Source organism: Mesorhizobium sp. M0207, from assembly GCF_040321995.1.
Taxonomy (GTDB): domain Bacteria; phylum Pseudomonadota; class Alphaproteobacteria; order Rhizobiales; family Rhizobiaceae; genus Mesorhizobium.
In genome coordinates this window covers 154,101-174,352 of record NZ_JAMYSQ010000002.1, presented here as the reverse complement: position 1 = coordinate 174,352, position 20,252 = coordinate 154,101, and the positions used below count along the sequence as shown (strand labels likewise).

The window sequence follows — 20,252 nt, the reverse complement described above, 5'->3', positions numbered from 1 at the left end:
ACTGATATAACCGTCTCTCCACAATGGCCATCCTGTTCGTGCATTCGCGGATTGGGCCAGGGGCCGCAATTTCATTTTGCTCGTCCAACTGGACGCACCGCCAGCCGCTAATGCTCGATCGGACCCTTCGGCATGACCAGCGCGGTGCCGGCTGTCGTCGGGCGCTCGATCATGCGGCGGACGCGCGGTGGCTCGTTGCCGCTGTGCAGCGCCCTTATGCGCTCGCCGATGACGGCGTCGGCGTAGGTGGCGCGCCGATTGTGGCGGATATATTCGACCCAGGTCGGCGTGTGGTAGTGCTCGATCCATATCGAGGGATTTTCGAGATCGCGCGCCAATGTCCAGTTGCGGGCGCCGTCACGGCGGCGGATGCGGCCGCGCTCGGCCATGGTGGCGAGGAATTCCGGCACGTCCTCGTTGCGGATGACATATTCGATCATGATGGCGATTGGACCGCTGCGCGGCTTGAGATCAAGCGCCAGATGCGGCTCCTGAAAACGGTTGAGCGGATCGAGGTTGAGCACAGCCTGCTGCGGCAGCGGCAGCAGCAGGCCGATGGCGCCTCCCGCCAGCATGGCGACGCTGGCCGCCATCAGGGCGACTTCGGCGCCATGCGCGTCGGCAACGACACCCCAAACCCAGCTGCCGAGCGCGATGCCGCCGAAGGTCGCGGTCTGGTAGACCGAAAGCACGCGGCCGACCACCCAGCGCGGCGTCGACATCTGCACGGTGACGTTGAAGTGCGACAGCGCGGTCACCCAGCAGGCGCCGCCGAGCAGCAGACCGAGCGACGTCTGCCAGGCATGATTGCTGACGGCGGCGTTGAAGGCGCAGACGGCGAAGCCGGCGAATGCCATGCGCACCATGGTTTCGCTGGACAGCAGCTGCCGCAGCCTGACGCTGATCAGCGCGCCGCCGACGGCACCGATGCCGAAGGCGCCGAGCATGATGCCGTAGCTCAAGGCATCGCCCTTGACGACGTCGCGCGCGACCAGCGGCAGCAATGCCAGGACCGCGCCGGCGCTGAAGCCGAAAGCCGAGCTCCTGACCAGCACCTTGCCAATGTTAGGCGACATGGCGACGTAGCGCAGGCCGGCACCCATGGCGGCGCCCAGCGTCTCGCGCGGCAAGGTCGATGCCGGCAGTTCCGGTTTCCAGCGGGCCAGCACGACGATGAGGCCGACATAGCTCAGCGTGTTGACGGCGAAGGCCGCGGCAGCGCCTGCCGCGGCAACGATGATGCCGCCGATCGCCGGGCCGACGCTGCGCGTCAGGTTGAAGCCCATCGAGTTGAGCGCGATCGCCGCCGGCACCCTGGTGCGAGGCACCATGTCGCCGACCGAAGCCTGCCAGGACGGACTGTTGAGCGCGGTGCCGCTGTCGATCAGGAAGGTGAAGGCGAGCAGCGTCCACGGCGTCATCAGGTCGAGATAGGTGAAGACGGTCAGGAGAGCCGAGACGACGAGCATGAAGATCTGCGCGATCAGCATGATCTTGCGCCGGTTGAAGCTGTCGGCGATAGCGCCGGCCAGCAGCGCGAAGAGCATGATCGGCAAGGTGGTCGAGGCCTGGACCAATGCAACCTGGTAGGACGAGGTGGCGATCGTCGTCATCATCCAGGCGGCGCCAACGCCCTGGATCAGGCCGCCGAAATTGGAGACGAGGCTGGCGGACCACACCGCCCGGAAGATGCCGTGCCGGAACGGCGCCAGCGCCGAGGCGCTTTCGCTTTCCGGTGTGTCGTCGTTCATAAATGCTTTCCCGGGCTCAAACGCGTTTTGTTCTTCCGATGAATCGGCCCCTCAAGCCACGGATTCAAAAAATAGAACATCATGTCGCAAAGGGCGAACGCATTCTCGACAAAGATCATGGTCCAACAACGAGATAGCGCGCCTGCCCGCCATAGCGCTTGCCGCGCCGAGCGCTGCCATATGATTTGTGGGCACCGGCAGCGCCTCTAGCGGTCCTCGAAGCCGGTCAGCACGCCGACGGCGTTGATGCCGATCTCCTCGACGGCGTAGCCGCCTTCCATGACGAACAGCGTCGGCAGGCCGAGCCTGGCGATGCGGCGGCCGATCCTGGGATAGTCGGGTGTCTTCAGCTTGAACTGGCTGATCGGGTCCTTCTCGAAGGTGTCGACGCCGAGTGAAACCACGACGACGTCAGGAGCATAAGCCGAAAGCCTCGTGCAAGCGTCCTCGAGTGAGGCGTTCCACACGTCCCAGCCGGTGCCGAAGGGCATCGGGTAATTGTCGTTGAAGCCTTCGCCGTCGCCCTCGCCGCGTTCGTCGGCATGGCCGAGGAAGAAGGGATATTCCGTCATCGGATCGCCATGCAGGTTCAGCACCTGAACGTCACCGCGGCGATAGAAGATCTCCTGGGTGCCGTTGCCGTGGTGATAATCGATGTCGAGGATCGAAACGCGCCCGGCGCCATGGTCGCGGAACCATTGCGCGGCGACGGCGGCGTTGTTGATGAAGCAATAGCCGCCCATGAAGGCCGCCCCTGCATGGTGCCCTGGCGGGCGGCACAGCGCGAAGGCGGAAGGCTCACCGGCCTTGACCAGCGCGGCGGCGGTCAACGCGACGTCATAGGACGACTTGATCGCATCCCATGTGCCTTTGACGAACGTTGCCCCACCGTCGAAGGAGTAGAAGCCGAGCAGCGCATCGATGCCTTTCGGGCGCACGTCGCCGCGCAGGCCGCGCGTCGGCCAGGTGAAGGGAATGGCCGAACCGCTGCGGCCCGACGCTTCCCAGAGCGGCCACACGGTCGGCAGGAAATCGATGTAGTCGCTGGCATGCACCTTCCTGGCGGCGGCGAGGTCGTGGCTTTCCGGCGGCAGGATCGGACCGAGCTTCTCGCTCTCCACCCGCGCCCTGATGAACTCGGCGCGCGACGGCTTTTCAAAGGCCGGCACGATGGCGCCGGCGATCAATTCGACATTGCCGGAATGGCCGGCATGGAAAGGCGAAAAAACAGTCTTCATGAAATTGTTCCGTGGTGAGACGCGGCGACCCTAACCGTCCTGCACTGCCTTTCACAAGGCGCTGGGCCAACCAGCCATGGCTTGCTGGCCCGGCAGCCGGTCGTCTAGCCTGCCGGCAGCGCAACCGACCTGCGGGTAATCATGAGTTCAAATGCCGACCTGATCGTCACCAATGCCCGTGTGCTGACCATGGACGAAGGCAATCCGACAGCCGAAGCGGTGGCGATAAAGGACGGCAACATCCTGGCGGTTGGCGATCGCCGGACGATCGAGGCGCTGAAAGGGCCGGCCACGAAGATCATCGATGCGCAAGGCGGTTCGGTGGTGCCGGGCTTCATCGAAGCACATATGCACCTTTTCGGCGGCGCCGCCGAACTGGACAATCTGCACCTTCAGGGCGTGCATGGCTTCGATGCGCTGAGCGACGCGATCCGCGCCTACGCTGCGGCACGGCCGAACGCCAAATTGCTGCTTGGGGCCGGCGTCGACTATACCATCCTTTCCAAGGAAGAGCCGGTCACCCGCCATCATCTCGACCGCATCATCGCCGACCGGCCGTTCGCCATGTCGGCTTCCGATCACCACACGATGTGGGCCAACACCAAGGCGCTGAAGCTGGCTGGCATCCTGCACGGCAAGCAACTCGGCCCCGGCAATGAGATCGTCATGGGCGCCGACGGCCTCGCGGCCGGCGAATTGCGTGAGGGCGAGGCGTTTGGGCCGATCCTCGAGCTTTCCGGGCAGAACCGCGTGCGGCTCGGCCTTGCGACAGGCGGCGAGCCCGAGCCGTACCCTTCCGCAGCCGAAGTCGCGGCCGATCGCGACCTGATGCATCGCGGTCTGGAATGGTGCGCCCGCCACGGCATCACCTCGATCCAGAACATGGACGGCAATCTCTACCAACTCGAACTGCTTGCCGGTTTGGAGCAGGAAGGGCGGCTGCTCTGCCGCACCAAGATACCTTTTCATTTCAAGAACTTCATGACGCTCGACAAGCTGGAAAAGGCATCGAGCATGGCCAACTCCTACCGATCGGAATGGCTGTCGTCCGGCATGGTCAAGATGTTTTACGACGGCGTGCTGGAAGGCTGGACCGCGGTCATGGTCGACGACTATGCCGACCGGCCGGGCTGGCGCGGTGAGCCGCTGTTCACGCCAGAGCATTTCGCCGAGGTGGCAGTGGAGGCCGACCGGCGCGGCCTGCAGATCGCCGTGCATTCGATAGGCGACGGCGCTGTGCGCGCGGTCCTCGACGGTTACGAGGCGGCGCGGCGGAAGAACGGCAGGCGCGACAGCCGGCACCGGGTCGAGCACATCGAGGTCACCACTGCCGCCGACGTGCCGCGCTTTGCCGAACTCGGCGTCGTCGCCTCGATGCAGCCGCCGCACCCGCCCGGCGCCATGGACTTCCCGCTGGAGCCGACGCTCTCGCGCATTGGCCGCGAAAGATGGCCGCTCAGCTATGCCTGGCGGACGCTGAAGCAGGCGGGCGCGCATGTCGTTTTCGCTTCCGACTGGCCGGTGTCGCGGGTCGACCCGATCCTGGGCATTCAGGCGGCGGTGCTGCGCAAACCTTGGGCAGAGGGCGATCCCGACCAGAGCTTCTCGCTGCTGGAAGCGCTTGCGGGCTATACGGTCGAAGGGGCCTATGCCGAATTCATGGAACACCGTAAGGGCCGGCTGAAACCAGGCTATCTGGCCGATCTGGTGGTGCTGTCGGCCGATATCGAGGCAACTGAACCGGCTTCCTTGCACAAGGTGCGTTCGGTCAGCACCATCTGCGGCGGCAAGATCACTTACCGGGGTTGATGATGGCGCTGACTATGGCATGGGGCTTGCGTTCTGAACCGAGATCCAGATGCATGGTTGCCAAGCCGACCGGCATATGCTGACAATCGAATGGGAACTGGATCCGCCATCAAGAGCGGACATGAAAATGGGGTAATGCGTGCCGGATCAACCGGGTAAGAGTGCAATCGAGGTCCGCAGCGTCCGCAAGGTGTTCGGTACCGGGGACGCACAAGTCGCCGCTCTCGACACGGTTTCGGTGTCGATCCGCGAGAACGAGTTCTTCACGCTGCTGGGGCCGTCGGGCTGCGGAAAGACGACGCTGCTCAGGCTGATCGCCGGCTTCGATTTTCCCAGCGAAGGCGAAATCCTGCTGCACGGCCACGACATCGCGCCGCTGCCGCCGTTCAAGCGGCCGGTCAACACCGTCTTCCAGTCCTATGCGCTGTTCCCGCACATGACAGTGGCCGAGAATATCGGCTTCGGCCTGGAGATGCTGGGCAAGCCGAAGACCGAAATCAAGGCGCGCGTCGCCGAGATGCTGAAGTTGGTCAAGATGGAGGCGCTGAGTGCCCGCCGCACCAGCCAGATCTCCGGCGGCCAGCAGCAGCGCGTCGCACTGGCCCGCGCGCTGGCGCCGCAGCCGAAAGTGCTGTTGCTCGACGAGCCGCTGTCGGCACTCGACTACAAGCTGCGCAAGGAAATGCAGATCGAACTGAAACGGCTGCAGCACCAGACCGGCATCACCTTCATCTTCGTCACCCATGACCAGGAAGAAGCGCTGACCATGTCCGACCGCATCGCCGTGATGTCGGCCGGCAAGATCCTGCAGGTCGGCACGCCCTGGGACATCTATGACAAGCCGGCCGAGCGCTTCGTCGCCGACTTCATCGGCGAAACCAATTTCCTGACCGCGGCCATCACCGGCATCGGCAACGGCAAGGCGCGCGCGACACTAAAATCCGGCGCGACGATCGACGCGACGGTGGCTGAGGGCTTCCAGCCGAAGGAGAATGCGACGCTGGTGGTCAGGCCGGAACACGCCAAGCTGACCGGCGGCAAGGGCGATCTTTCCGGAACCGTCGAAAACATCGTCTATTTCGGCACCGACACGCATATTCATGTCCAACTGGACAGCGGCGAAGCCTTCACCGTGCGCCAGCAGAACACGCGCAGCGCAGGCTGCGGTTTCGAGCGGGGCGACAAGGTCGGCGTCTCGATCGGCAACGACGCCGCGCAAGTGCTGAGGGATTGATGACGAGCGCGGAAGAAGTCGCCAAGGCGGCCGAACGGCGCGACATCCGCGACCGCTGGCTGCTGTCGGCGCCGGCCCTGCTGATCATCTTCCTTGCAGCAACCGGTCCCTTGCTGATCGTGCTGGTTTATTCGTTTTTGACGCCCGGCCCTTATGGCGACGTGAAGTGGCAATTCTCGCCCGAGGCCTGGACATCGGTGTTCATGGAACGCGACATCTTCGACGACACGCTTTCCATTGCTGCCGCCCATGTCACTATCTTCTGGCGCTCGATCAAGCTTGCCATCGTGACCACGATCGCTACTTTGGCGCTTGGTTTTCCTACTGCCTATTTCATGGCGACGCGCAGCGAGAAGACGCGCGATCTCTGGCTGTTCCTGATCACCATACCGTTCTGGACCAACTTGCTGATCCGCACCTTCGCCGTGCTGCAGATCATCCGCAACGAAGGGTTGATTAACACGGTGCTGCTCAAGCTCGGCATTATCTCGGCGCCGATCCAGATACTCTTCACCGACACGGCAATCCTGATCGGCATGGCCTATGTCTATCTGCCGCTGATGGTGCTGCCGATCTACGCCAGCATGGAAAAACTCGATTTCCGGCTGGTCGAAGCCGGCTACGATCTTTATGCGACACGCTTCCAGGTGCTCAGGCGTATCATTTTCCCGCTGGTCAAGCCGGGCGTCATCGCCGGCTCCATTCTGGTGTTCATTCCGGCGCTCGGCGCCTATGTCACACCGGTCCTATTGGGCGGCGGTAAGACCATGATGCTTTCCAACCTGATCGAGCTGCAGTTCGGACAAGGCCGCAACTGGCCGCTCGGCTCGGCGCTGTCGATCGCCGTCATGGTCATCGTCATGGTGGCGCTGCTCGCCTATGTGCGCAACACCGGCCGGTCGGAGATGCGTCATGGCTAGCAGCTTCGCAATCAAGCATCAGCCGGGATTCACCGCGATCGCCGCGACCTGCTTCGTCGTGCTCTATCTGCCCATCGTCGTGCTGGTCGTCTATGCCTTCAACGCCGCGACCTCGACGTCGGAATGGGGCGGCTTCTCGCTCAAATGGTTCCAGTCGGCGTGGCAGAACACGCAAGTCATCGACGCCACCGTGCGCTCCTTCCAGATCGGCGCCATCGCGGCGATCCTGGCCACGATCTTCGCCACCATGGCGGCGCTCGCCACCACGCGCACGCCGCCCTATCCCGGCCTGACCTTCAAATATGCCGCCATCAACCAACCTCTGATGGTGCCGGAGATCGTCACCGGCGTGGCGCTGCTGATCTTTTTCTCGCGCATCAAGATATTCACCGGCTATTCCGGGCTCGGCTACCTGATCGCGGCGCATACGGCCTTTTGCATTCCGTTCGCCTACCTGCCGATCCGGGCGCGGCTGGAGAACATGGACCTGACGCTGGAACGGGCCGCCGCCGATCTCTATGCGACGCCGTGGAAGACGTTCCGCCGCATCACCCTGCCGCTGCTTTGGCCCGGCATCCTGGCCGGATTGATGCTGGCCTTCGTAATCTCGCTCGACGATGTCGTCATCACCGAGTTCGTGAAATCGGGCGGCCAGGACACGCTGCCGACCTACATGCTTGGCCAGATACGTCGAGGCATAACGCCGGAGATCAACGCGATATCGACCGTGTTCCTGCTCTTGTCGGTCGCCATCGTGACGTTGTTTTTCTTCATCAGCAGGAAACGGGACTGAAAATCGAAAATGGGAGCTAAAACATGAACTGGAAGACATCAGCGACCGCCGTCGGGTTGGCGCTGCTCGCCTCGACAAGCGGCGCTTTCGCGGACGGCGTTTTGAACATCTACAATTGGGGCAACTACACCAGCCCCGACGTGATCAAGAAGTTCGAGCAGAAATACAACATCAAGGTGACCATCACCGACTACGATTCGAACGATACGGCGCTGGCCAAGGTTCGCCAGGGCGGCACCGGCTTCGACATCGCGGTGCCTTCGCAAACCTTCGTGCCGATCTGGATCAAGGAAGGCCTCGTTCAGGAGACCGATCCCGGCAAGATGGAGAACTTCAAGAACGTGGCGCCGGAATGGGCCAATCCCGATTTCGATCCCGGCCGCAAATATTCCGTGCCATGGGCCTGGGGCACGGTGGGTATCGTGGTGAACACCGATGTCTACAAGGGGCCGTCGGACAGTTGGGGCATCATCTTCAACACACCCGACGAACTGAAGGGCAAGGTCAACGTCGTGCCGGAAATGAACGACGTCATGTTCGCGGCGACCAAATATGTCGGCGCCGCGCAATGCGCCAGCGACAAGGAAACGCTGAAGAAGGTGCGTGACACGCTGGTTGCTGCCAAGCCGAACTGGATCGCAATGGAATACAATACCATCGAGAAAATGGGCGCCGGCGATTTCAAGGCGACCAGCGACTGGAACGGCTCAGCCCTGCGCCAGCGGCTGGCGAACCCCAAGATCCACTATTTCTATCCCAAGGAAGGTTTTGGCCTCTGGAGCGACAATGTCATGGTCCTGAAGGAAGCCAAGAATGTCGAGAACGCCAAGCTGTTCCAGAACTTCATCATGGATCCGGAAAATGCCGCCGGCCTATCCGCCTTCCACCGCTACGCCAACGGCATTGCCGGTTCCGACAAGTACATGCCGGCCGATATGAAGGATGCGCCGGAAGTCACCATCCCGGAAGACGTCAAGGCGCATGGCGAGCTGCAAAAATTGTGTTCCGAGGACGTGCAGGCAATCTACAGCAAGATCTGGACCGAACTGCAGAAGTGACCGCATCGTGATGGACCCGGCGGCAGGCGCCGGCCGGGTCCGTTTTGTCCGCATTTTTTTAACGTCGCCTATCGGTGGCGACACTGAAAGCCGTGCACGCCATCGCCGCGGCGCTCGCCTAGAACGCCTAAGACCCGGAAGGAAGCGGCCATGGCCGGCAAGACCGCGTTCGAGACCAGGTATGGCTTTGCCCGCAAGGAGGTGCTGCTCGGCAATTGGCGGGAAAGCCCGTTCAGCCGGTGGTCGTTCCAGAATGTCGGCGAGCTGGTGCCGAGCGCTGCCGTGGCGGCACAGCCGGGCAGCAGCGAGGCGCCGGAGCAGGATTTCGGCGGGCTACTTGGCGAAAAAGTCGCTCTTGCAGGCGGCGCGGAGACTGTCGCGGCGTTTCTCGCGCGCTCCGATACCGACGCGCTGACGATCATGAAACGCGGCAAATTCGTCGGCGACTGGTTCGCGCCGCATATGGAGTTTGGGGCGCGCCACATCGTCTTTTCGATCAGCAAGTCGCTGACCGCCATTGTTGCCGGCATATTGGAAGGCGAGGGGATTTTCGATCCGCAGGCTCCGGTAAGCCGCTATCTGCCCGAAGCCGCCGGCTCGGCCTATGGCGATGCGCGTGTGCGGCACGTGCTCGACATGAGTGTCAGCCTCGATTTCGAAGAGGCCTATCTCGATCCGGAAAGCGCCTTCGCCCGCTACCGCCGCGCCATGCTGTGGAATCCGGGCGGGGGCATCGAGAGCCTGGCCACTTTCCTCATGACGCTGCAGGGCCTGGCCGAGCCGCATGGCCGGACGTTCCGCTACCGCTCGCCCAATTCCGACCTGCTCGGCATCCTGCTCGAACGTGCGTCGGGCCGGCGCTTCGCCGATCTGATGCGCGAAAAATTATGGGAGCCTCTCGGCGCCGTCAGCGACGCCTCGGTGACAGTCGACACGGAAGGCACGGCGCGCACTGCCGGCGGCATTTCGGTGACGCCGCGCGACCTTGCACGCGTCGGCGAGATGATGCGGCAAGGCGGCGTGGCCAATGGCCGCCGCGTCGTCCCGGAAGCCTGGATGCGTGACACGACCGAAACTGGCGGTGACGCCGAGGCCTGGCGGCGCGGCACGATGGCGTTCCTATTTCAGCGTGGCCGCTATCGCAACAAATGGTACCAGACGGGCGCGGCAAGCGGCGCCTTCTGCGGCATCGGCATCCACGGCCAGTGGCTTTACGTCAATCCGAAGGCCGAAATGGTAATCGCAAAGATGTCGTCGCAGCCGGTACCGGTCGACGATCCGCTCGATCTGGATATGATTTCTTTCTTCGAGGCGCTGAGCCGGATGGTCTGATCCATCCAGACGCCCCGACCTTTTCCTGTGGACCTCTCGCCGGGTTGAAAATGGCGCAGTTGGCGCGGCAGTGCTCTGCGCCTATGGTCGCCGCTCGTTTCGACTAGCGACAGGTACGACATGGCAGCCGATATCAAGCGCATCGCAACCATCATAGCCGCCGAGATCGCCGCGCGGCCCGAACAGGCTGCGGCGGCGATCGGCTTGCTCGACGACGGCGCGACCGTGCCGTTCGTGGCGCGCTACCGCAAGGAGGTCACCGGCGGCCTCGACGACACGCAGCTGCGCGACCTCGCCGAGCGGCTCGCCTATCTGCGCGAACTCGACGCGCGCCGCGACACCATCCTTGGTTCGATCCGCGAGCAGGGCAAGCTGACCGAGGAGCTCGAAGCAAAGATCGCTGCAGCCGCTACCAAGGCCGAACTCGAAGACATCTACCTGCCTTACAAGCCGAAGCGCCGGACCAAGGCCGAGATCGCACGCGAGCGCGGGCTCGGGCCTCTGGCGGAAGCTATTCTCGCCGACCGTACGGCTGTACCCGCCGAGCTGGCGCTAGCCTACATCAGCGAGGACGTGGCCGACGCCAAGGCGGCGCTCGAGGGTGCGCGCGATATCCTGTCCGAACAGTTCGCCGAGAATGCCGATCTGGTCGGCAGATTGCGGACCTACATGAAGGAACGCGCCTTTCTGCGCTCGCGCGTCGTCGACGGCAAGCAGGAGGCCGGCGCGAAATTTTCCGACTATTTCGACCATGTCGAGCGCTGGGCCAACGTGCCGAGCCATCGCGCGCTGGCCATGTTGCGCGGCCGCAACGAGGAGGTTCTGTCGCTCGACATCGAAGTCGATGCCGATGACGCCTCTCCGGTGAAACCGGTTGAGCGGATGATTGCCGACGCCTACGCCATCGGCCGCCAGTTGCCGGGAGACCGCTGGCTGATGGAGGTCGCCGGCTGGACCTGGCGCATAAAGCTGTCGCTGCACCTGACGCTCGATCTGATGCGCGATCTGCGCGAGCGGGCCGAAGAAGGAGCCATCCATGTCTTCGCCCGCAATCTCAAGGATTTGCTGCTTGCCGCCCCTGCCGGCTCACGGCCGACGATGGGGCTCGATCCGGGCATTCGCACCGGCGTCAAGGTGGCGGTGGTGGACGGCACCGGCAAGCTGCTGGCGACGACAACGGTCTATCCGTTCCCGCCGAAGAACGACGTGCGCGGCACGCAGGCCGAACTGGCCAGGCTCATCCGGCTGCACAAGGTCGAGCTGATCTCGATCGGCAACGGCACCGGCAGCCGCGAGACCGAAAGGCTGGTGGCCGACATGCTGGCTGACATGCCTGCCGGGTCCGGGCCGAAGCCGCTCAAGGTGATCGTCAGCGAGGCCGGCGCCTCGGTCTATTCCGCCTCGGCAACGGCGGCGGCGGAATTTCCCGGCCTCGACGTGTCGCTGCGCGGGGCGGTGTCCATCGCGCGGCGCCTGCAGGATCCGCTCGCCGAACTGGTCAAGATCGAGCCCAAGTCGATCGGCGTCGGCCAGTATCAGCACGACGTCGATCAGTACCGCCTCGGCCGCTCGCTGGAAGCGGTGGTCGAGGATGCGGTCAACGCCGTCGGCGTCGATCTCAACACGGCGTCAGCGCCGCTTCTGGCGCGGGTTTCGGGTCTCGGCGCATCGCTGGCCGAGGCGATCGTTGCGCATCGCGATGCCTCCGGCCCGTTCGCCAGCCGCCGCGAACTGTTGAAGGTCTCCCGCCTTGGACCCCGCGCGTTCGAGCAATGCGCCGGCTTCCTGCGCATTCCAAACGGCAGCGAACCCCTCGATGCCTCGGCCGTGCATCCGGAGGCCTATGGCGTGGCCAAGAAGATTGTTGCGGCCTGCGGGCGCGACGTCCGCTCGCTGATGGGCGACAGCGCCGCACTCAAGGCGCTCGATCCGCGCGTCTTCGTCGATGAGCGCTTCGGCCTGCCGACGGTGCGCGACATCCTGGCGGAGCTGGAAAAGCCCGGCCGCGATCCGCGCCCCGGCTTCAAGACCGCGACCTTTGCCGACGGCATCGACGACATCAAGGATCTGAAGCCCGGCATGCAGCTTGAAGGCACTGTCACCAATGTCGCGGCCTTCGGCGCCTTCGTCGATATCGGCGTGCACCAGGACGGATTGGTGCACGTCTCGCAACTGGCCGATCGGTTCATCAAGGACGCGCATGAGGTGGTCAAGGCCGGCGACGTGGTCAAGGTGCGTGTCGTCGACGTCGATATCAAGCGCAAGCGCATCGGTCTGTCGATGCGCAAGGATGGTGACGGTGGCGCACCGAAGCCGCGCGACAATGGCAGCAGGCCGGTGCCGCGCGCGCCCGCGCCCCAACGCCAGCCGCAGCGGCCGGTGCAGCAGGGCGCGTTCGGCGCCGCTTTGGCCGATGCGTTGAAGCGGAAATAATTTTCGCGAGCCGGCTGTGGCAGGTCAGACGACGGCGCTCGACATTGATGATCCATCACCAATGCTCATGGATCGGCGAAGCTATTTCGTTTGATTTTTTCAGGACGGGAGCCGATAAGCCGCGCGTTTCAAGATTTCTGTTTCGATGCATGTCGTTATCCCCAAGCTGCCGAACACCCTCGGGTCAGGCCCGCGGGCAAGCTTTGGGCGACATGCATGAGTTTGGGAGACCGAGAGCCATGGCCGCCGACAAGAACGCATTCGTCTGGGATGATCCTTTCCTGATCGAGGACCAGCTTTCGGAGGACGAGCGCATGGTGCGCGATGGCGCCGCGGCGTTTGCCGCCGACAAGCTCGCTCCTAAGATCGAGGAAGCCTATCTCGAGGAGAAGACCGACGCCGGGATCTTCCGCGAAATGGGCGAGGCCGGTCTGCTCGGCATCACCATCCCCGAGGAATATGGCGGGCTCGGCGCCAACTACGTCACCTACGGGCTGGTCGCGCGGGAAGTGGAGCGGATCGACTCGGGCTATCGCTCGATGATGAGCGTGCAGTCGTCGCTGGTAATGTATCCGATCCACGCCTATGGCTCGGAAGAACAGCGCAAGAAATACCTGCCGAAGCTGGCGTCGGGCGAATGGATCGGCTGCTTTGGCCTGACCGAGCCGGATGCCGGTTCCGACCCGGGCGGCATGAAAACGCGGGCCGAAAAGACCGCGAGCGGCTACAGGATCTCCGGCTCGAAGATGTGGATTTCCAACGCGCCGATCGCCGACGTGTTCGTCGTCTGGGCAAAGTTGTCCGACGAAAGTGGGGGCGCGCATGACAACCAGATTCGCGGCTTTGTCCTGGAAAAGGGCATGAACGGGCTGTCGGCGCCGAAGATCGGCGGCAAGCTGTCGCTGCGAGCCTCGATTACCGGCGAAGTGGTGATGGAAGGCGTCGAGGTCGGCGAGGACGCGTTGCTGCCCAACGTCTCGGGTCTCAAAGGGCCGTTTGGCTGCCTCAACCGGGCACGCTACGGAATTTCCTGGGGCGCCATGGGCGCGGCTGAGGATTGTTGGCACCGCGCCCGCCAGTATGGCCTCGACCGCAAGCAGTTCGGCAAGCCGCTGGCCGGTACGCAGCTTTTCCAGAAGAAGCTCGCCGACATGCAGACCGAGATCGCGCTCGGCCTGCAGGGCAGCCTGCGCGTCGGGCGGCTGATGGACGAAGGCAAGATGGCGCCGGAGATGATCTCGCTCGTCAAGCGCAACAATTGCGGCAAGGCGCTCGACATCGCCCGCCAGGCCCGCGACATGCATGGCGGCAATGGCATCCAGATCGGTTATCACGTCATGCGCCACGCCCAGAACCTGGAAACCGTCAACACCTACGAAGGCACGCATGACGTGCATGCGCTGATCCTCGGACGGGCGCAGACCGGGTTGCAGGCATTCTTTTAGGGTTCAGGCTCCGCTTCCAGGATGCCCGTGCCTGGTATCTCCCCTCGCAAAGCGGGAGATCGGCAACTTTCGTCGACCATGCCACATTTTGTTCTTGCTTTGTGCCGGCAGCTATGCTACTAATTTGGGTATGGTGCTAATTGGCTCCAACGACCCGCCCGCCGAGGCGGGTTTTTCTTTTCCGCTCTTTTCGACGAAGCATCGCGTGTGCTGCCGATCATCGATATCGGCGGGAAGCGCCCGGTGCTGACCCGCCGGACTTCGGCTCTGCAGCGTTGCAACGTCTTGCCGCCACACTGCGGAATCCCGGGGTCGGCGCTCCGTTTCGTGAGCTATGAAAGCTGCTTGATTTAGGTGCAGCGCAACATCTCTGCTTGGAGAATGGTCAGCATTCGTGTCAGGGTTCAGCGAACTCCTTTTGAAACGCCGACTTCAGGGGCACCATGGCAATTCTGGCAGCCGTCTATCACCTGACCCATTACAAATACGACCGGCCGGTCGTCTTAGGCCCGCAAGTCATAAGGTTGCAGCCTGCGCCGCATTCCCGCACCAAGGTGCTCAGCCATTCGCTGAAGGTCGGGCCGGCAAATCACTTCGTCAATCTGCAGCAGGACCCCTACGGCAATTTCCTGGCCCGCTTCGTCTTTCCCGAGCCGGTGACGGAACTGAAGATCGAGGTCGATCTCGTTGCCGACATGACGGTCTACAATCCGTTCGATTTCTTCGTCGAACCGTCGGCCGAGACGTTTCCATTCGAATACCCCGAAGAGATCCGGGACGATCTGACCATCTATCGAACGCCGGAACCGGCGGGGCCGCTGTTGGAGGCATTCCTGAAAACCATCCCGCGCCACCCGACCAACACCGTCAATTTTGTCGTCGACCTCAATGCGCGGCTACAGCGCGAGATCGCGTATATCGTGCGCATGGAAACCGGCGTCTTCTCGCCCGAGGAAACGCTGGCCGCCGGCAAGGGATCGTGCCGCGATTCGAGCTGGCTCCTGGTGCAGATACTGAGGAACCTCGGCATCGCCGCGCGTTTCGTCTCCGGCTACCTGATCCAGCTCAAACCCGACCTCGTTGCGCTCGACGGGCCGCCCGGCACGGCGACCGATTTCACCGACCTCCATGCCTGGTGCGAGGTGTATCTGCCGGGCGCCGGCTGGATCGGCTTCGACCCGACCTCCGGCCTGCTCACCGGCGAAAGCCATGTGCCGCTCGCGGCAACGCCGCATTTCCGCAATGCCGCGCCGATTTCCGGCATGGCGAGCTTCGCCAATGTCGAGTTCGGTTTCGACATGCGGGTCGACCGCATCGCCGAGCATCCGCGCATCACCAAGCCGTTCTCCGACGAGAGCTGGCAGGCGCTCGACGCGCTGGGCGTCGAGGTCGATGCAGCACTCCAGGCCGGCGATGTGCGGCTGACCATGGGCGGCGAGCCGACCTTCGTCTCGATCGACGATTTCGAGGCTGCAGAGTGGAACACCGCCGCCGTCGGGCCGACCAAGCGGGAAAAGGCCGATGCCCTGATCCGCCGGCTGCGCGAACGCTTCGCGCCGGGCGGCTTCCTGCATTACGGGCAAGGCAAGTGGTACCCCGGCGAAAGCCTGCCGCGCTGGACCTTCTCGCTCTACTGGCGCACCGACGGCGAACCGGTGTGGAGCGACCCGTCGCTGATCGCACATGAAAACAGCGAGGCGGATGTCGGACCGAAGCAGGCCGAAAGGCTGCTGACGGCGATTGCCGACGAACTCGGCATCGACAAGACGATGGTCAGCGAAGCCTATGAGGATCCCGCCGAATGGCTGCTCAAGGAAGGCAAGCTGCCGGACAACGTCGATCCTTCCAATTCGAAGCTGGAGGACCCCGAGGAGCGCAGCCGCATGGCGCGGGTGTTCGAACGCGGGCTGACCAGGCCGTCGGGCTATGTGCTGCCTGTCCAGCGCTGGAACAGCCAGGCGTCCGGACCGCGCTGGCGCTCGGAGAAGTGGAAGACGCGGCGCGGCCGGCTGTTCCTGGTGCCCGGCGATTCGCCGGTCGGCTACCGCCTGCCGCTTGGTACGCTGCCGTATGTGCCGCCGGCACAGTTTCCCTACATCGTGCCCGTCGATCCATCGCTGCCGCGCGGATCGTTGCCGGCGCGTGAGGCGATCTTGCCCGGTTCTGTTTCTTCGCCCGCTCCGGCCGAACTGGAAGGCGCCGACGAAATGGCGCGACGCCAGCAGGCCGTTTCCTTCACGGCCGCCACCGGCCAGCAGGACCGTGTCGAACAGGAGATCACCGAGATCGGCGGCGCCGTGCGCACGGCGCTTTCGGTCGAGCCGCGCGACGGACGGCTTTGCGTTTTCATGCCGCCGGTTGAAGCGCTGGAGGACTATCTTGAACTGGTGGCGGCGGCGGAGAACGCTGCCAGGGCGATCGGACTGCCTGTGCATATCGAGGGCTACGGCCCGCCGCACGATCCGCGCCTCAACGTCATCCGTGTCGCACCCGATCCCGGCGTCATCGAGGTCAATATCCACCCCGCCGCGAATTGGCAGGATTGCGTGGTGACGACCACGGCGATCTACGAAGAGGCGCGGCAGACGCGGCTTGGCGCCGACAAGTTCATGATCGACGGCCGCCACACCGGCACCGGCGGCGGCAACCATGTCGTCGTCGGCGGCGCCACGCCCAATGACAGTCCGTTCCTGCGCCGCCCCGACCTGTTGAAGAGCCTGGTGCTGCAATGGCAGCGGCATCCGTCGCTGTCCTACCTTTTCTCCGGCCTGTTCATCGGCCCCACCAGCCAGGCGCCGCGCTTCGATGAGGCGCGCCACGATACGCTCTACGAACTCGAAATCGCGATGGCGCAGGTGCCGCATCCGGACAAGGGCGCGGCACCCCTGCCGTGGCTGGTCGACCGGCTGTTCCGCAACCTTCTGACCGACGTGACCGGCAATACGCATAGATCGGAAATCTGCATCGACAAGCTGTTTTCGCCGGACGGGCCGACCGGCCGGCTCGGGCTGGTCGAATTCCGCGGCTTCGAGATGCCGCCCAACGCGCGCATGAGCCTGGCGCAGCAATTGCTGGTGCGCGCCATCATCGCCCGGGCCTGGAAGAACCCGCTCGACGGCCGCTTCGTGCGCTGGGGCACTTCGCTGCACGACCGTTTCATGCTGCCGCATTATGTCTGGGCTGACTTTCTCGATGTGCTGGACGACCTCAAGCTGAACGGCTTTGCATTCCGTCCGGAATGGTTCGATGCCCAGCTCGAATTCCGCTTCCCGTTCTGCGGCGAGGTCCAGCATGCCGGCGTCAAGCTGGAGCTCAGGCAGGCGCTCGAGCCGTGGCACGTGATGGGCGAGCAAGGCGCGATCGGCGGCACCGTGCGCTTTGTCGATTCCTCCGTCGAAAGGCTGCAGGTGAAGACCGAGGGGCTCAACCCGGAGCGTCACGCCGTCGTCTGCAACGGCCGCGTCGTGCCGATGAAGGTGACTGACAACCGCGAGATCGCGGTGGCCGGCGTGCGCTTCAAGGCCTGGCAGCCGGCGTCCGGCCTGCATCCGGCGCTGCCGGTCAACACCCCGCTGGTCTTCGACATCTATGACCGCTGGTCGGGCCGCGCAGTCGGCGGCTGCGTCTACCATGTCGCACATCCCGGCGGGCGCAGCTATGACACCTTCCCGGTCAATGGCAACGAAGCGGAGGCGCGGCGGCTCGCTCGCTTCGAGCCGCGTGGCCATACGCCGTCCAGCTATGTGCTGCGCAACGAAGAAGCCTCTGAAGATTTCCCGATGACCCTTGACCTTCGGCGGCCGCAAAGACTCTGATCAGCCATGGCGAAGGGGAATCACAAAAGGCTGCGCAGCAAGCCGCAGACCCACAGTCTGCTGGAGCACTATCAGCCGATCGACGGCGTCGTCGACGAGATGGTCGATGCGTCGGGCAATCCGCGGCCGGCCTGGCGGCACTTCATCGAGGCGCTGGAGGACCTGGGGCCGGAAAAGCTTGCCCAGCGCTTCGCCCGCGCCGACCAGTACCTGCGCGACGCCGGCGTCTACTACCGCGTCTATGACAAGGCCGGCGCCAACGAGCGCGAATGGCCGCTGGCGCATGTGCCGCTGCTGATCGAGGAGCAGGAATGGGCTGGTATCAGCGCCGGCCTGGTCCAGCGCGCCGATCTGTTCGAGGAGACCATCGCCGACATTTACGGTCCGAACCGGCTGGTCGAGATAGGCATTCTGCCGGCCGGATTGATCGCGGCCAGCCCCGAATATTTGCGGCCGGTCGTCGGCACCAGGCCGGCCAGCGGCCATTTCCTGCATTTCTGCGCCTTCGAGCTCGGTCGTGGCCCGGACGGCCGCTGGTGGGTGCTTGGCGACCGCACACAGGCGCCGTCGGGCGCCGGCTTTGCGCTGGAAAACCGCGTCGCCACCACAAGGGCGCTGTCCGACATCTACGGCGAAATGCATGTGCACCGCCTGGCCGGCTTCTTCCGTCGCTTCCGCGACGCGCTGATCGGCATGGCCAGGCAAGCCGGCGGCCGTGTCGCCATCCTGACGCCGGGACCGCTAAACGAAACCTATTACGAACATGCCTATATCGCCCGCTATCTCGGCATCATGCTGCTCGAGGGCGAGGACCTGACCGTCTCCGGCGGCAGGCTGATGGTGCGCACGGTTTCGGGGCTGATGCCGGTGAGCGTCTTGTGGCGGCGGCTCGACGCCGCCTTCGCCGATCCGCTTGAATTGCGGCCGGACTCGCAGATCGGCACGCCGGGGCTGGTCGAGGCGGTTCGGCAAGGGGCGGTTTCGGCCGTCAATGCACTGGGCTCCGGCCTGATGGAGACGCGCGCGCTGCTCGCCTTCCTGCCCAAGATTTCGCGCGCCCTGCGCAACGAGGAACTGCTGCTGCCGACGGTCGCGACATGGTGGTGCGGGCAGGAGACGGAGCGTGAACATGTGCTCGCCAACATCGATAGCATGGTGATCGGCCCGGCGCTGTCGGCGCGGCTTGCCTTCGAAGACGACGGCTCGACCAAGCTCGGGTCAGCGCTGTCGGTCGAGGAACGGGCCGAGCTCGTCGCCAGGATCGAACGGGACGGCGGCGACTTCGTCGGCCAGGAAGCGGTGACGCTGTCGACCACGCCTGTCTATGTCGGCGGCTGGCTGGAGCCGCGGCCGGCAAGCCTGCGCGTCTATCTGGCGCGGACGCCGGAAGGCTGGACGGTGATGCCGGGCGGTTTTGCCCGTGTCGGCTTTTCGCTCGACCCGACGGCCATCGCCATGCAGCGCGGCGGCCAGGCGGCGGATGTCTGGGTGGTCAGCGACAGGCCGGTCGAGCGCGAGACACTGCTGCCGCAGGAGCACGACAGCTTCACCCGAACCCTGCCGGGCAGCCTGCCCAGCCGCGCGGCTGAGAACCTGACATGGCTCGGCCGCTATATCGAGCGATCGGAAGACACGGTGCGCATCCTGCGCGCCTACCATGTGCGGCTGGCCGAGACATCCGATCCCGAGATGCCGCTGCTCGCCGATATCAGCGACTATCTCGCGCCGTTCGGCATCGACGTCGAGACGGCAATCCCATTGGGGCTCATCGGCACGCTGGACAGCGCCGTTTACAGCGCCGGGCAGATCCGCGACCGCTTCTCGCCCGATGGCTGGCTGGCATTGAAGGATCTGTCGAAGACCATCCATCAATTTGCCGCGACAGTGGCGCCGGGTGACGACGCGACAAGGGCAATGACGGTCATCCTGCGCAAGCTGGCCGGGTTTTCCGGCCTGCTGCACGAGAACATGTACCGCTTTGCCGGCTGGCGTTTCCTGGAAATCGGCCGCAGGCTCGAACGCGGCATCCAGATCGCCCGCACGCTCGCCCGGCTGACCGGAGCCCAGGCGCCGGAAGGTGCGCTCGACATGATGCTGGAGATCGGCGACAGCGTCATGACCCACCGTCGGCAATATCCGGTGCAGGCGGGGCGGCGCACCGTGGTCGACCTTCTGGCGCTCGATCCGCTCAACCCGCGCTCAATCCTTTTCCAGCTCGAACGACTGAAAGCCGAAATCGCGCTGCTGCCCGCTGTCGGCGCTGAAGGCCATATGTCGCCGGCGGCCAAGGAAATCCTGCAGCTCAACACGTCGATCGCCATCAAGGAGCCCTCGGACATGACGGCCAAGGCCCTCGGCGATCTCGCCAATGAAATCGGCGGGCTCTACAACAGCCTCGCCAAAGCCTATTTCGGGTAGAGACAG

The 20,252-nt window shown here is 64.2% G+C and carries 12 protein-coding genes; 10 read left to right on the top strand and 2 right to left on the bottom strand.

Annotated elements, in window-relative coordinates:
* Positions 1 to 107: 107 nt before the first annotated feature.
* The gene (locus tag NKJ15_RS04585) at positions 108 to 1,751 is read right to left on the bottom strand and encodes an MFS transporter (protein ID WP_352814312.1); all 1,644 of its coding nucleotides are present in this window, start codon (positions 1,749 to 1,751) and stop codon (positions 108 to 110) included.
* Positions 1,752 to 1,957: 206 nt separating this feature from the next.
* Positions 1,958 to 2,989: a histone deacetylase family protein gene (locus tag NKJ15_RS04580; RefSeq protein ID WP_352682557.1), complete on the bottom strand. Its 1,032-nt coding sequence runs from the start codon at positions 2,987 to 2,989 to the stop codon at positions 1,958 to 1,960.
* Between the two features lie 141 nt (positions 2,990 to 3,130).
* On the opposite strand from NKJ15_RS04580, the gene NKJ15_RS04575 reads away from it, so the two are divergent.
* The 10 genes from NKJ15_RS04575 (at position 3,131) to NKJ15_RS04530 (ending at position 20,246) form a co-directional block, all read left to right on the top strand.
* Positions 3,131 to 4,798 (top strand): amidohydrolase, encoded by a 1,668-nt coding sequence (locus NKJ15_RS04575; RefSeq protein WP_352814309.1) that lies wholly within the window; start codon positions 3,131 to 3,133, stop codon positions 4,796 to 4,798.
* A 139-nt stretch (positions 4,799 to 4,937) separates the two neighbouring features.
* Entirely contained in the window at positions 4,938 to 6,032 is a 1,095-nt protein-coding gene (locus NKJ15_RS04570) for an ABC transporter ATP-binding protein (protein WP_352767160.1), read from the top strand.
* Positions 6,032 to 6,952: an ABC transporter permease gene (locus NKJ15_RS04565; RefSeq protein ID WP_352767162.1), complete on the top strand. Its 921-nt coding sequence runs from the start codon at positions 6,032 to 6,034 to the stop codon at positions 6,950 to 6,952. Before NKJ15_RS04570 ends, NKJ15_RS04565 begins: the two co-directional genes overlap by 1 nt.
* On the top strand, positions 6,945 to 7,745 hold the full coding sequence (locus NKJ15_RS04560; protein ID WP_352469567.1) for an ABC transporter permease: 801 nt from the start codon (positions 6,945 to 6,947) through the stop codon (positions 7,743 to 7,745). Before NKJ15_RS04565 ends, NKJ15_RS04560 begins: the two co-directional genes overlap by 8 nt.
* 23 nt (positions 7,746 to 7,768) lie before the next feature.
* Positions 7,769 to 8,803 carry an ABC transporter substrate-binding protein gene (locus tag NKJ15_RS04555; protein ID WP_352814306.1) on the top strand — a complete coding sequence of 345 codons (1,035 nt, stop codon included), beginning with the start codon at positions 7,769 to 7,771 and terminating at the stop codon, positions 8,801 to 8,803.
* 150 nt (positions 8,804 to 8,953) lie between these two features.
* Positions 8,954 to 10,135: a serine hydrolase domain-containing protein gene (locus NKJ15_RS04550; protein WP_352814303.1), complete on the top strand. Its 1,182-nt coding sequence runs from the start codon at positions 8,954 to 8,956 to the stop codon at positions 10,133 to 10,135.
* A gap of 120 nt (positions 10,136 to 10,255) precedes the next feature.
* The gene (locus NKJ15_RS04545; RefSeq protein WP_352814300.1) at positions 10,256 to 12,568 is read left to right on the top strand and encodes a Tex family protein; all 2,313 of its coding nucleotides are present in this window, start codon (positions 10,256 to 10,258) and stop codon (positions 12,566 to 12,568) included.
* 239 nt (positions 12,569 to 12,807) lie between these two features.
* On the top strand, positions 12,808 to 14,013 hold the full coding sequence (locus tag NKJ15_RS04540; protein WP_352577767.1) for an acyl-CoA dehydrogenase: 1,206 nt from the start codon (positions 12,808 to 12,810) through the stop codon (positions 14,011 to 14,013).
* A gap of 443 nt (positions 14,014 to 14,456) precedes the next feature.
* Positions 14,457 to 17,828: a transglutaminase family protein gene (locus NKJ15_RS04535; RefSeq protein ID WP_352814297.1), complete on the top strand. Its 3,372-nt coding sequence runs from the start codon at positions 14,457 to 14,459 to the stop codon at positions 17,826 to 17,828.
* 6 nt (positions 17,829 to 17,834) lie between these two features.
* Positions 17,835 to 20,246, top strand: a complete 2,412-nt coding sequence (locus NKJ15_RS04530) for a circularly permuted type 2 ATP-grasp protein (RefSeq protein WP_352814296.1) — start codon at positions 17,835 to 17,837, stop codon at positions 20,244 to 20,246.
* The last annotated feature ends 6 nt before the right edge of the window (positions 20,247 to 20,252 follow it).